Annotated in this window: 12 protein-coding genes and 1 riboswitch; of the genes, 9 read left to right on the top strand and 3 right to left on the bottom strand. The window is 35.3% G+C overall.

Annotation, left to right across the window (positions count from 1 at the left end; genetic code table 11):
• Positions 1-22 precede the first annotated feature (22 nt).
• Positions 23-943 carry a 3-phosphoglycerate dehydrogenase gene (locus tag KKG99_05455; protein ID MBU1012432.1) on the bottom strand — a complete coding sequence of 307 codons (921 nt, stop codon included), beginning with the start codon at positions 941-943 and terminating at the stop codon, positions 23-25.
• A gap of 74 nt (positions 944-1,017) precedes the next feature.
• Positions 1,018-2,088 (bottom strand): 3-phosphoserine/phosphohydroxythreonine transaminase, encoded by a 1,071-nt coding sequence (gene serC, locus KKG99_05450; protein MBU1012431.1) that lies wholly within the window; start codon positions 2,086-2,088, stop codon positions 1,018-1,020.
• 149 nt (positions 2,089-2,237) lie between these two features.
• Between serC and KKG99_05445 the strand changes: the two genes are divergently transcribed.
• The 6 genes from KKG99_05445 to KKG99_05420 all read left to right on the top strand — a co-directional run bounded on the left by KKG99_05445 (position 2,238) and on the right by KKG99_05420 (position 9,779).
• Positions 2,238-3,305 carry an acyl-CoA reductase gene (locus KKG99_05445; GenBank protein MBU1012430.1) on the top strand — a complete coding sequence of 356 codons (1,068 nt, stop codon included), beginning with the start codon at positions 2,238-2,240 and terminating at the stop codon, positions 3,303-3,305.
• Between the two features lie 271 nt (positions 3,306-3,576).
• Positions 3,577-3,840: a type B 50S ribosomal protein L31 gene (locus tag KKG99_05440; protein ID MBU1012429.1), complete on the top strand. Its 264-nt coding sequence runs from the start codon at positions 3,577-3,579 to the stop codon at positions 3,838-3,840.
• 105 nt (positions 3,841-3,945) lie between these two features.
• Positions 3,946-5,130 carry a GlmU family protein gene (locus KKG99_05435; protein ID MBU1012428.1) on the top strand — a complete coding sequence of 395 codons (1,185 nt, stop codon included), beginning with the start codon at positions 3,946-3,948 and terminating at the stop codon, positions 5,128-5,130.
• Between the two features lie 163 nt (positions 5,131-5,293).
• Positions 5,294-7,729: an endopeptidase La gene (gene lon, locus KKG99_05430; GenBank protein MBU1012427.1), complete on the top strand. Its 2,436-nt coding sequence runs from the start codon at positions 5,294-5,296 to the stop codon at positions 7,727-7,729.
• 168 nt (positions 7,730-7,897) lie between these two features.
• Positions 7,898-9,259 carry an amino acid carrier protein gene (locus KKG99_05425; protein MBU1012426.1) on the top strand — a complete coding sequence of 454 codons (1,362 nt, stop codon included), beginning with the start codon at positions 7,898-7,900 and terminating at the stop codon, positions 9,257-9,259.
• Positions 9,260-9,392: 133 nt separating this feature from the next.
• Entirely contained in the window at positions 9,393-9,779 is a 387-nt protein-coding gene (locus KKG99_05420) for a hypothetical protein (GenBank protein ID MBU1012425.1), read from the top strand.
• A 52-nt stretch (positions 9,780-9,831) separates the two neighbouring features.
• Here the strand turns inward: KKG99_05420 and KKG99_05415 are convergent, their stop codons facing one another.
• Positions 9,832-10,218: a hypothetical protein gene (locus KKG99_05415; GenBank protein ID MBU1012424.1), complete on the bottom strand. Its 387-nt coding sequence runs from the start codon at positions 10,216-10,218 to the stop codon at positions 9,832-9,834.
• A 352-nt stretch (positions 10,219-10,570) separates the two neighbouring features.
• Here KKG99_05415 and KKG99_05410 point away from each other — a divergent pair, with 352 nt between their 5' ends.
• The 3 genes from KKG99_05410 to KKG99_05400 all read left to right on the top strand — a co-directional run bounded on the left by KKG99_05410 (position 10,571) and on the right by KKG99_05400 (position 14,490).
• Complete coding sequence (locus KKG99_05410) at positions 10,571-11,401, top strand: M15 family metallopeptidase (GenBank protein ID MBU1012423.1); 831 nt, start codon at positions 10,571-10,573, stop codon at positions 11,399-11,401.
• Between the two features lie 108 nt (positions 11,402-11,509).
• Positions 11,510-11,619: riboswitch (SAM riboswitch) on the top strand.
• A gap of 190 nt (positions 11,620-11,809) precedes the next feature.
• Positions 11,810-13,192, top strand: coding sequence for an aspartate kinase (locus KKG99_05405; protein MBU1012422.1), 1,383 nt, complete (start codon positions 11,810-11,812; stop codon positions 13,190-13,192).
• 2 nt (positions 13,193-13,194) lie between these two features.
• Positions 13,195-14,490, top strand: a complete 1,296-nt coding sequence (locus tag KKG99_05400; GenBank protein ID MBU1012421.1) for an O-acetylhomoserine aminocarboxypropyltransferase/cysteine synthase — start codon at positions 13,195-13,197, stop codon at positions 14,488-14,490.

Genomic DNA, 14,490 nt, shown 5'->3' with positions numbered 1-14,490 from the left:
TATGATCGTGTTTTCGGGTGAACTAATTCACTTTGAATGTTTTGTCGCCCTTTTCTAAAAAGTTTACAATTTGTTTTGCTGCTGCAATACCTGCATTGATATTAGCTTCAGAAGTTTGAGCTCCCATTTTTTTAGGGGTGAAATAACATCTGCTTTCAAATGAGGCCATAAGCTCTTCCGCACAATTGGGGGCAACATCCGATAAGTACTTGAAATCTTCTCTTAGTTCAAATATTTTTTTAAGATCAGCTTCATTAATTACTTCTTTTCGGGCAGTATTAACAAGGGTTGCACCTTTTGGCATTTTTGATAAAAGCTCGAAATTTATGCTTTCACGGGTTTTTTCATTAGCCGGAATGTGCAATGAAATGTATTGACATTTTTGATATAATTCTTCAACAGTAGCAATAGCTTTTATACCGTCTGCTTCGATAGCTTCTTTTGCAACATAAGGATCAAATGCATAAACTTTCATTCCGAAACCTTTGGCGATGGCAGCAACATATTTACCTACGTTTCCATAAGCATGGATTCCAAGTGTTTTTTCTTTTAATTCAGTACCGGAAGAACCGTTGAATTTCGCCCTTGCCATAAAAACCATCATGCCTATTGCTAATTCGGCAACTGCATTTGAGTTCTGACCGGGTGTATTCATCGCAACGATATTATTTGCTGTTGCAGCTTTCAAATCTATATTGTCGAATCCCGCACCGGCCCTAACAATAACTTTCAAATTTTTTGCTGCATCAAGTACTTCCTTTGTTGCCAAATCACTTCTTATGATGACTGCATCAATATCTTTAACTGCATTAACAAAATCAGATTGATCTGTGTACTTTTCAAGCATAATTGTTTCGTAGTTAGCTTGATCAAAAACTTCTTTTATCTGTGTTACAGCGATTTTTGCAAAAGGCTTATCCGTAGCTATTAATACTTTTTTCATTTTTTCATTTATATGTAATAGTCAGGATCGTTATAAACAACCCTGACTATCGATTGTTATTTAATATTATTTATTTAAGAGATGCTCTTTTCAAAATCTTGCATTACTTTAACCAATGCCTGAACACTTTCTATCGGCAGTGCATTATAAGTTGAAGCTCTGAAACCACCTACTGAACGATGACCTTTTAGACCTACCATTCCTTGAGCAGTTGCATAGGTAGAGAAAGCTTCTTCGTGTTTTTCATAACCTTCGTTCATTACAAAACAAATATTCATAAGTGATCTGTCTTCTTTGTTTGCAGTACCTTTGAATAATGGGTTACGGTCGATCTCATCATATAAAACAGCTGCTTTCTTCTCATTAACCTCTTTCATTTTAGTTAAGCCACCATTAGCCTTTAACCATTTAAGTGTTTGTAAAGCTGCATAGATAGGCACAACCGGAGGAGTGTTAAACATTGATTCGTTTTCGATATGGGTTTCATATTTAAACATGGTTGGAATCATTCGATTAACTTTTCCTAAAATGTCGTTTTTAATAATAACAAAAGTAACTCCGGAAGGCGCAAGATTTTTTTGAGCACCACCATAAATCATTGCATATTTTGAAACATCCATTGGACGGCTGAAAATGTCAGATGACATGTCGGCAATCAATGGAATATCAGAAGAGATATCTTCTTTTATTTCGGTTCCGTAAATAGTGTTGTTTGTCGTAATATGAAAGTAATCAGCATCTTTAGGAATTTTATATCCTTTTGGGATGTAAGAGTAATTTTTATCTTCAGATGAAGCCACAACTTCAACTTCGCCAAAGAGTTTTGCCTCTTTTAGTGCTTTCTTTGCCCAAACTCCTGTATTTAGATAGGCGGCTTTTTTATTCAATAAATTGAATGGGACCATTGCAAATTGAGTGCTGGCACCACCACCAAGGAATATGACAGAATAACCTTCAGGTATGTTTAATAATTCTTTGAAAAGCGCAGTTGCTTCATCTACTACTGCAATAAATTGTTTACTTCTATGTGAGATCTCCAAAAGGGATAATCCCATATCCGAAAAATTTTCAATGGCCTTAATCGTATTTTCAATAGTAAATTGAGGGAGAATTGAAGGCCCAGCATAAAAGTTATGTTTTTTCATTCTGTTGATTTTAAAATGGTTATGATATTGTGATTAAATTAACACTAATTAGTAAACAAAGATATAATATTTAGACTTAATAATAGTCAAGAATCGATATAAATATTAGTTGTAATTTTGATCTCAAGTTCCTGTAAACTAAAAGAAAAATGGATTTCTCAAAAACTCAAACCACCTTTGCAAAGTTTGGTCAATTCCTAAATTATTATCTTAATGATGATTATCAATCAATTGATGCAGTAAAGTTGGCAAATTATATCAAATTCAAACAAGAGTGTACCAAAGCATTTCAATCAAATGCGTGGTTTACGGAAGAAAATATTGACTATGCACTTGCTCAATGGGCGAAAATTTTGACAGAAGAAAATTTAAAGAAATGGCTTGATCAGTATGAAACTCGGATTGGTTCTGATCATGGATTTAAAATAGGGGTGGTATTAGCCGGAAACATACCAATTGTAGGGTTTCATGATTTTATTTGTGTGCTTTCTTCCGGAAATGACTTTATTGGCAAATTGTCGTCTTCCGATAAATATTTACTTCCTGCTATCGCTGAAATATTAATTCTATTAGAACCTCAGTTTATCGACAGGATCAAATTTACCGAAGAGAGGTTGACCAATTTTGAGGCAGTTATAGCCACGGGAAGTAACAACAGTGCTCGCTACTTCGAATATTATTTTGCTAAATACCCAAACATCATTCGGAAGAATAGAAATGGTGTTGCAGTATTAACCGGAGAAGAGAAAAGATTGGATTTACTTTCAGAGGATATTTTAAGGTATTTCGGATTAGGTTGCCGAAATGTATCGAAACTATATGTACCCGAAGGATATAAGTTTGATCATCTGCTCGGGTCGATGGGGCAGTTTGAATGGATGAAAAACCATCATAAATACCGCAATAACTACGATTATAATAAGTCTATTTTACTGGTTAATCGCATCAAACATTTTGATAATGGATTTGTGTTGCTCCGAGAGGAATCTTCTATTCCATCACCGATTTCTGTTTTACATTACGAATATTATAAGGATATTGAAGAATTGAATGACTCATTGGATTTGCAGAGTGAATCTATTCAATGTATTATATCTGAAGACACTAGCGTGAAAAAAAGTTTATTACCGGGTCAAAGTCAGCAGCCAAATTTATGGGATTATGCGGATGGAATTGATACAATGGAATTCTTATTGACTTTACCATTAATAAAATGAACTACCTCGCAGCAAGCTGATAAGGTATCTATTTGGAAATTCTTTTTATTGACGATGCAAGCATCGGAGAATTAAAATCATTTATCCCGATACGCTGCGCTATCGGGATTCCTGCCTGTACTGCATTTCGGCAGGCAAGCGTTCATCTTACAGATTTCAATGCACTTCGTTTTTGAAATCTGAGTTTCACGAATAAAAAAAACTTGCTTTAGCTTTGTTTTTTAAAGAATAAGATGTAGTTTTGCCGACCGAAAAATCAAAGAATTTAAAGATGAAAAAAGACATTCACCCAAAAGATTATAGATTTGTTGTATTTAAAGATATGTCCAATGAGTACGCATTCTTGACAAAATCAACAGTTAATACAAAAGATACCATTGCATGGGAAGATGGTAAAGAATATCCATTGGTAAAATTAGAAATTTCAAACACTTCACATCCTTTCTATACTGGTAAAATGCAGCTTATAGATACGGCTGGTAGGGTTGATAAGTTCAAAACCAAATACAAATCACATTACGAAAAGAGTAAATAATACTGTACCGTTTTTCGAAAAGGCCCTTAATCTTTTAAGGGCTTTTTTTTTGTTCATCTGAGATTAAAATAAATTGTTAGTTTTGTTTAAACATTTATCCTTGCCATGAACTATATCTTATATGATACGAGCAAAAGAATAAACTTGCTTCCTTTGACTTTTCTAAGGCCAACGGCGGATATTAGAATTGGAATACTCACTATTCGTGAGAAATGGGAGAAGTATTTGGATGCAAAAACTTCAAGTTTAACAGAAGATTATCTCAGTAAGAAATTCCCTCTTGTTATCGGACATGAAAATATCTTGATAAATGGATCTGTTTGCCCTTCAAAAAAGTTGCTTGAAAAAATAAGCACCCTAAAATTGAAAGAAGCCATTGTCTATAATGGGGAGGTCATTGCTTTTATGTCTGAAACAGTGAAAGAACATACTTTATTCAAAGATTTAGATGATTATCAGAGAGTTGATTTCACTGATCCTTTAATTGTTCTTGAAAATTCATGGGATATTTTTGTAAGAAACGGGGAAGCCTTAATTCAGGATTTTCATCTTTTAAAATTAGGAAAACACACAAATGAGATCAGGAATTGTACCTACATTGGATCAGGGGAAAATATTTATATACATCCAAGCGCAACTATCAATTATGCGATTTTAAACGCAACGAATGGGCCAATTTACATTGATGAAGGTGCTGAAATCATGGAAGGTGCGATGATTCGGGGACCTTTTTATTTGGGGAAACATTCGCAAGTGAAAATGGGAGCGAAGATTTATGGTCCCACCACCATTGGTCCATATTGCAAAGTAGGAGGGGAGCTCAATAATGTTGTAATGTTTGCATATTCAAATAAGGGACATGAAGGTTTTTTAGGAAATGCTGTAATTGGTGAATGGTGCAATATTGGTGCTGATACCAATAATTCCAATTTAAAGAATACTTATGACGACGTTAGATTATGGAGTTACGGGAAACGTACTTTTGTGGATACAAAGCTTCAGTTTTGTGGACTGATTATGGGCGATCATTCAAAAACAGGAATAAATACCATGTTTAATACAGGTACGGTTGTTGGCATAGCCTCAAACGTTTTTGGATCTGGTTACCAACGGAATTTTATTGCTTCATTTTCCTGGGGAAGCCCATCTAAAATGATCGATCACAAACTAGATAGAGCCATCCTCACTGCTGAACAAGTTTATTCGAGAAGAGAGATGACGTTTACCGAAATTGATCGTGGTTTATTTTCACACATATTTGAACTAAAACAAAAGGATCATCAGATTTAACTAGGAGTTTGGCACATTAATTGACATTACAGGTAACCTATAATAAAAAGAGGACTAGTATATTTAAGTAGCTGTTTTATACTGGATTAATGGTGTAATTTTTAAGTCATTTCAGAGCACTGACAAATTATGCTGACAGAATGGCCTAAAAATTTTTATTTTTATGGATTTATTGAATTTTACAGATATCATCGATTCAGACACTGAATTTATCCCTTTATTATCCTCAGAAGATGAGGAATTGATGAATGCGGAGGAAGTGCCTGAGGAGCTTCCTATTTTACCTTTACGTAATACCGTATTGTTTCCCGGTGTTGTAATTCCGATTACTGTTGGAAGGGATAAGTCCATCAAATTAATAAAGGATTCTTATAAAAAGAAAGCAATAATCGGTGTTGTTGCCCAGAAAGATGTTGATATTGAAGATCCTGAATTCAAAGATTTAAACGCGATCGGAACTGTTGCCCAGATTATTAAGATTCTTCAAATGCCGGATGGAAGTACAACTGCCATTATTCAGGGGAAAAAAAGATTTACGCTTCAGGCTCTCGTTCAAAACGAACCTTATATTATTGCTAAAGTGACCCAATTTGGTTCAGGAGAGTTGGTTAAATCTGATGATAATTTCAATGCTTTAATATCATCCTTAAAAGATCTTTCAATTCAAATAATTAAGCAATCCCCTAATATTCCGACTGAAGCAAGTTTTGCCATTAAAAACATTGAAAGCCCGGTATTTCTGGTAAATTTTGTGTCGTCAAATTTGAATATTGATGTAGTAGAAAAGCAAACTTTGCTTGAAGTAAGCGATTTGTACGATCGGGCAAATAAAGTTTTAAAAGCCTTAACCGATGAATTACAGGTGTTGGAACTTAAAAATCAGATTCAGAAAAAGGTAAAAATAGATTTAGATAAACAACAGCGTGATTATTTGCTAAATCAGCAGTTGAAGACTATTCAGGATGAGCTGGGAGGGAATCCGAATGAGCAGGAAATAAAAGAACTTAGAGATAAATCAAAAGGCAAATTGTGGTCGAAAGAAACTTCGGAAGCATTTGACAAAGAATTAAATAAGCTGCAGCGAATGAACCCTCAAGCTGCTGAATATTCGATTCAACTTAATTATCTTGAAGTTTTAGTGGAGTTGCCATGGAATGAATATACCCAGGATAATTTTGATTTGGATCGCGCACAAAAAATCCTTGATGAAGATCACTTCGGATTGGAAAAAATAAAGGAACGCATTATTGAGCACCTTGCAGTGATCAAATTAAGGAATGATATGAAATCACCCATTCTTTGCTTAGTTGGCCCTCCAGGTGTTGGAAAGACCTCATTGGGTAAATCAGTAGCACGTGCGCTTGATCGAAAATACATCCGCATGTCGCTTGGTGGGCTTAGGGATGAAGCCGAATTGCGTGGTCACCGAAAAACTTACATTGGTGCTATGCCTGGTCGTATAATCCAAAACTTAAAAAAAGCAAAGTCGTCGAATCCCGTTTTTGTATTGGATGAGATTGATAAAGTTGGCGGGAATTCCAATCAAGGTGATCCACAATCTGCATTGCTTGAAATACTTGACCCTGAACAAAACAATTCCTTTTACGATAATTACTTAGAACTTGATTTTGATCTTTCAAGAATCATGTTTATCGCTACAGCTAACACCTTATCGACGATACATTCTGCATTAAGGGATCGTATGGAAATTATTGATTTAAGTGGTTATTTGATCGAAGAGAAAATAGAAATTGCAAGGCGTCACCTTATCCCAAAACAGCTTGCTGAACATGGGTTGAAAAAAAGCCAGCTTTCTTTCGGCAAAAATGTGGTTGAAAAAATTATTGATGATTATACCCGTGAATCAGGGGTACGCTCACTAGAAAAGAATATTGCAAAAATTATTCGTAACAAGGCCAAATTTATTGTGATGAATAAGGAATTTGACAGAAAATTAAGCGAATCCGATTTAGCTACAGTATTGGGCCGACCGATATTTCAAAGAGATAAACATATTAAAAATAATGTTGCCGGTGTAGTTACGGGTTTGGCCTGGACAAGCGTAGGAGGTGAAATCCTTTTTATCGAAGCAAGTTTGAGCAAAGGAAAAGGATTGCTCACAATGACAGGGAATCTCGGGGATGTTATGAAAGAATCAGCAACCCTGGCATATGAATATTTAAAAGCGCATTCGAGTATAATTGGAATTGATCCGGAACTTTTTAGTAAATGGAATTTGCATATTCATGTTCCTGAGGGTGCAACTCCAAAAGATGGCCCTTCAGCAGGTGTAACAATGTTTACTGCGATAGCTTCTGCGTTTACTCAACGTAAAGTGCGGTATAATATCGCGATGACCGGTGAAATTACCTTACGTGGCAAGGTCCTTCCCGTTGGTGGAATAAAAGAAAAAATATTAGCTGCAAAGCGTGCTAAAATTAAAGACATCATTCTATCAGCAGATAATAAAAAAGATATATTGGAGATAAATGAGAAATATATCAAAGGACTTAATTTTCATTATGTTAATGAAATGATTGAACTCATCGATTTGGCGCTCCTTAAAGAAAAGGTTGATGAGCCACTCATCTTAAATTAATAGTTGATTTTTTCTTATTATACTAAAATCCTGTGATTGATTCACAGGATTTTTTACATTTGGTGGGTAAAATATTTTATAGAAATGCCAATCTCTATTTTTTATCCACGGATTTTAGGTTTCTCTACAACGATAGCTTCCATAATGGTATATACTTAACATTATTTTATGATGTTTGATAAAGGAGCTGAATTAATACAGCAGGCTGCGAGTTGGCTGTGGTCATATCCCATGATTATCGTTTTATTTTCGGTTGGAATTTATTTTACGATACGTCTCAAAGGACTTCAATTTAGGACTTTTTTTAAAGCAGCCAAACTTACCTACAAAACCAGAACTGGTGTAGGAAAAGGAAATATTTCACCCCTTCAATCTTTGTTTGGTGCACTTGGGGGAATGGTTGGAAACGGAAATATAGCTGGTGCTGCAACGGCTGTATTTATGGGTGGACCGGGAGCTTTATTGTGGATGTGGGTAGGTGCCTTTATTGGAATGATCATCGTTTTTATTGAAACATTGCTAGCACTGAAATACAGAATAAAGGATAAAGATGGGACCTATAGCGGAGGTCCGATGTACTATATTCAAAAAGTGTTAAAAATAAAGTGGTTGGCAGTTGCTTTTTCCTTAGCTATGGGCCTTAAAACCCTATTTGGAACCTCTCTGGTGCAATCAAACTCTATCTCTCTGGCGGCGGTTTCAATTGTAGATGTTTCCTGGATTCCCAGCTGGATACCGGTACAATTTCCTTTTTGTATGATATTGGCATTTCTCACTTGGATGGTTGTAATTGGTGGATTAAAAACAATTGCACGTGTACTTGAAAAAATAACCCCACTAATGATTCTTATTTATATCAGTTTAATCTTAATTATTATATTCGCTAGGATTGGTCTTATAAAGGAAGTACTTACCCTTATGCTTAATAATGCATTCACAGCCAGTAGTGCAAGCGGTGGATTTGCCGGTGCTACAGTGATGATGGTGATTCGCTATGGAATTGCTAGAGGATTTTATTCAAATGAAGCCGGAACCGGGAGTTCACCCATGATGCACAGTGCAGCGAGGGTCGATAATATTTATCATCAGAGCCTGGTGAGTATGTTTGGCGTTTTTATTGATACCATCATTTCATCTGCAACAATAATGGCCATATTAGTTACTGGTGTATGGACGAGCGGACTTACTTCAACTGCATTAACTACTTTGGCATTCAATACCCAATTCGGAGAATATGGAGGATTGCTAATTCTCCTTTCGTCATTCTTATTTGGATATTCAACATTAATTGCCTGGTGTTTTTACGGAGAACAGTGTTTCGCATTTATTTGGGGTAGTAATTTTAAAAAAATATTTAGATGGATGTTTAGCTTGGTTATACTATTGGGTTTTATGCAAGTAGAAACCATCTGGAGTATTGCTGATATTTTAAATGCCACTTTAATTCTGATAAATCTTATCGTTATTGTAATACTTTTAAAAAATGTTTTTGAAATCATAAGGTTAAATAGGCTGAAAGCTAATAACTGATCATCTTAGCTAAGTACTTTAACATTACCATAAAATTCCATCCCAACAATTAACACTTAATAACATTTATTAACTTAATGTTAACCGTGGCTCAGTATTGATTGAACTATCTTTGAATCAAAAACTGCAAGACATGAAAACGATTAATATTAGGACCATTTTAAAAATTACGCTCATTTTTATTTGCGCCTCATTTTATCCTATAAATAATCAAGCCGGTGAAAGCATCAGTGAAATTGAGCACAAGAGTCAATTTGTGAAAAGGGTTAAGGATTCTCAGCGTATCGCAAAAGATACCAGTTGCTTAATGAAATGGTACGATAACCTTTCGGATACGATAAATGTTTTAATAAAATCATCTTCCTCCAGCATTGGGAATGAATCATTATTATTAACAGAAATGGCAAAAGATAAGAATATCGTCAGTGAAAAAGCTACCACAGAAACAAAGCCACGTAAATTAGCTTATGTCTTCATTGATGTGCTAATAAAAAGCTTTAGCTTAATGCTTAATAAATGATTTTAACCCTTATCTACCTGGAAATGTTCGGGTTGCTTGATTATATTATAGATTAATTTTCGTCTTCTCCGTCCTCGTCCTCATCATCATCGTCCACATCGTCGTCATCGTCATCATCTTTTTTTTCATCCACATCTTCGTCTTCATCAGATACCTCTTCCTCCAATTCCTTTTCAATGCTTTTGTCAGCTATTTTTTCAACAATTTCATCTAAATCGTCGTCTTTTTCCCAGTAATTAACCGAATCAATTTCAATAGGCACCTTAATTAAATAAGAAATATCTTCAAAATCTAGCGTAATTGCACGAAAATACTCACCTTTTGCATTGGTTATTTTTGTTGTCTGGCCCTCCCATCCCTCAGGGTATTTCTCCTGAAGTGCTTCCAGTACGTTGTCCGGAAGGTTTTCTATGTTTGCAATTTTTTTGCGGAATGTCATAATTTATTTTAAAATAATCATGCTGCAAAATAAAACAAGATTTTAAAAAAACAAATACAAATTATTCTTTTTTAATATTAAATATTTGTGATGAATATCGGATGAAAATTTTTTAATACAAATTGTGATATGGCTGAAGCATTTTCCATGATTTGTTTTAATTCACTAGTTCACCCCTCTGTCAGTCTTTTGACTGACATCCCTGCCTGACGGCGATGCAGGTCCCCTGATATTCAGGGGAGAGTATTAGAAAACCTCGCGGCAAGCCACGAGGAATTGTTTGATTAATATTGTCAAAATATGGGTTGGAGACTTATTTTATCTATTTTCGCGAATTCAAATTATAAAATTTGTGAAATCAAAGAATAAGAAGAAACTAAGATTTTTAGAGATAGTAATATTTATTCTGATTCTTTTGGTAATAAATTTCATACTTCCCCAAAATCTGTTTAAAAATACTTGGATTATTTTGCCGGATAATATTAGTCCTTATTTTACCAATGAGTTGATAAAAAAAGATATGTCAGTTAAGCTGGTTTACCCAAAGGAGATTGACGGTAAGCTAATTGAGACTACTCAAGGTGAAGTAATTAAATTCAAGATTGATAATACTGAATATTATCTTCCTGTTCAACTTCTTCTCAAAAAAGTAAAAAATGGATCTAAAAAAAAGAATCTCACAATTGGAAATGAAAACGTAGATATTGATACTCCATTATCAAAAGATTATAAGCCTGATGATTTGATAAAAATTAACCAAAACTGGAACTATCATTCAGGCGACCGTCCAAATTATTTAAGAAAGGATGCGGCAAAGGCTGTCGATAAAATGTTTGCTGAAGCCCGAAAAGCCGGTTACTCCCTCAAGATTTTATACGCTTACCGATCGTTTGATAAGCAAAGATTAATGTACCTAAATGCTATAGCAAAGAATGGCATAAATCAAAATATCGTTGCTAAGCCCGGACATAGTGAACATCAATTGGGGACGACCATTGATGTTGGTTCATTTGTACCCGAGTTAAATTCAGAGGAGGGATTTGCTTCCACTAAAGAAGGTAAATGGATGATAGAAAATGCAAAAAAGTTTGGGTTTTATCAATCTTATACTGAAAATAACACTGAAAAGTCAGGATACATCTCTGAGCCTTGGCATTACAGGTATTTGGGATTAGGAAGATAATTTTCCGAAATCTGATTTCAATTTTTTTATTTTTTTTATTTGTTTTTTAAATTTTAATTATAATTTTGCAATCACTATTTAAAACTCCTGTCCGAAAAAATAGGTGTTTAGTTATAGAGAAGAGGGGAGAGATTAGGCTCAACGAACCTCTAGCAACCTTCTAAGTATTGGAAAAGGTGCTAAAACCTAACCCGCAAAGTTGTGGGAAATGATAAACAAACACGAAAGTAATGACAACATTTAATCTTTTACATTCAACATTTTTAGGTAATCATTTTACCAGGTCCGAAATGTCTATGTGCATGGCCCGGATCAAGTCTGTTTAGTACCAGATTTGAGATTATCTTCATCATGCCCTGCTCAGCAAGTGCCCAACAATCCATATAAAAATATTTAAAATTTATCTTAATGACGCAAAAAATTGTTATAAAAATTGGCGGATCAAACTTGACGGATATTAACAGTTTATCAAAGATCATCAAAATTATTGATCAATACGAAAAGCCTGTAATTATTGTTGTTTCGGCATTTTTTGGAATTACTGATTCGCTTATCGGGATATTGGAAGATGTTCTGAACAAGCAAGAGAATGTAAAATCGCAAATAGCTAAAATAAGGGCTTATAAATTTCAAATACTGGAGCATTATATCTCTGATAAAAATTCGTTAAAGGAAGCTAAAACAGAAATCGAAACCTTGATTGATGAACTGGAAAAATATCTTTACGGGGTAGCTTATATTGGTGAAACTCCCGATTTTTTATCCGACAAGATTTTAAGCTATGGCGAGCGCCTTAGTTCATCAATAATCAATGCGATTTTCAATAATAACGGAATTGTCAGTAATGAGGTTCTTCCTGCACAAATAGGATTAAGAACGAATGACAGATATGGAGATGCCAGCATCGATTTTGCAAATTGTACAACTGATCTGGAGCAGGTTTTTAGTCAGGATCAAGTTTATGTAGTGCCCGGGTTTTATGGAATCTCATCGCAAGGAAAAGTAAATTTATTGGGACGCGGCGGAACTGACTATTCAGCAGCTTCAATTGCACGATTGGTTCATGCCAAATCTTTAGACGTTTGGAAAGATGTGAATGGGTTCATGTCGGCAGATCCAAAGGTGGTAAATAATCCGGTACGCATTGGTCATTTGTCTTATTCGGAAGCGGCTGAATTGGCTTATTTTGGGGCTAATATATTGCATCCCAGAACGATCGAACCTCTCATAAATACCAATATTCCAATTCGCTTGTTCGATATTGGTGCACTAAACGGAAGCCTGGAACCCTTGACTCATATAAATGCTTCTGATTCAGAAGTAAGCGGAATTGTAAAGAGTATTACTTCAAGCAGGGAATTTTCCGTGCTTAAACTGAAAGGCCCGGGACTTGGCTATAAACCTGGTATTCTGGCAACAATCACAACAAGCTTAAATGATGCCGATATTAATATTAAATCAGTAATCACATCCCAAATTGCCATCAACTTTTTATTATCTGCTAAAGACTTAAAAAAATCAGATAAAATAATTAATGCATTGGCCCTGGATGAAGTAAATGAAGTTATCCCGGTCAAAGACATTGCCGTTGTTGCAGTTGTTGGTCAGGGTATTTTGGAGCATCCTGGAATTGGTTATAAAATTTTTAAATCGCTGGCTGACGAAAACATCAACGTTTTAATGAGTACGTTGGGCGGGTCAGACGTTGTTTGCTATCTGGTAATAGATAAAAACCACGAAAAAACCGCCATCACAAAAATTCATGACACATTTTTCACTAAAACAAATTAAGAATGAAAACTATAAATCTACATTTTGATACATTACAAGTACACGCCGGGCAGGTAGTTGATGCTACAACACTAAGTCGTGCGGTACCTTTGTACCAAACAACTTCATATCTATTTAAAGATTCGGAACATGCTGCTAATCTTTTTGAGTTAAAAGAAGAAGGAAATATTTATACCCGGATTATGAACCCAACCACTGACGTTTTTGAAAAAAGAATTGCAGCTCTTGAGGGTGGGGTTGGAGCTTTGGCAGTTAGCTCAGGTCATGCTGCTCAGTTTATTGCGCTTTCAAATATCTTGAGAGTTGGAGATAATTTTGTGACTTCACCATATTTGTATGGAGGGTCCTTCAATCAGTTTAAAGTTACTTTCAAGCAGTATGGAATTGAAAGCCGTTTTGCGGCTTCCGAAAATGCGGAAGATTTTGAAAAACTAATAGATAAAAATACTAAAGCCCTTTATTTTGAGACCATCAGCAATCCGGGCTTTACCATTCCCGATTTTGAAAAATTGGCAGCATTGGGTAAAAAACATGGCATTCCTTTAATAGTTGATAATACATTCGGAGCGGGTGGATATATTTGCAGTCCAATAAAATATGGAGCAAATATCGTTGTCGAATCAGCCACAAAATGGATTGGAGGACATGGTACCAGCATTGCAGGTGTAATTGTTGACGGTGGAAATTTTGATTGGGGCAATGGTAAATTTCCTCAATTTACAGAACCATCAGAAGGATACCATGGCCTGGTTTATTGGGAAGCATTAAAGGAACTGTCTTTTATTGTTCGAGCCAGAATTGAAGGTCTGAGGGACTTGGGTAGTTCAATCAGCCCGTTTAATTCATTTTTACTCTTGCAAGGATTGGAAACGCTTTCATTAAGAATGGAACGTCATTGCAGCAATACCTTAAAACTTGCACAGTGGCTGGATAATCAGGATTGGGTCGATACTGTTTTATATCCGGGATTGGAAAAAAGCCCGGGACATACTTTGGCTAAAAAATATCTTAAGAATGGATTTGGAGGAGTACTCTCCTTTACAATTAAAGGGAGCAAAGAAAAGGCGAGCAAATTTGTTGAGAAATTAGAATTGGTAAGCCACCTGGCAAATGTTGGTGATGCCAAAACACTTATTATTCAACCGGCTGCTACTACCCATCAACAGTTGAGCGGGAAGGAACAATTGGCTGCTGGAGTTTTGCCAACCCTTTTACGGGTCAGTGTTGGCATCGAGCATATCGATGATATTATTCGTGATTTTGAGCAAGCCTTTTTCAAAACCTCGAAAAGAGAATAA

It is taken from the genome of Bacteroidota bacterium (assembly GCA_018816945.1).
GTDB lineage: Bacteria > Bacteroidota > Bacteroidia > Bacteroidales.
This window is presented reverse-complemented; position numbering and strand designations above follow the sequence as displayed.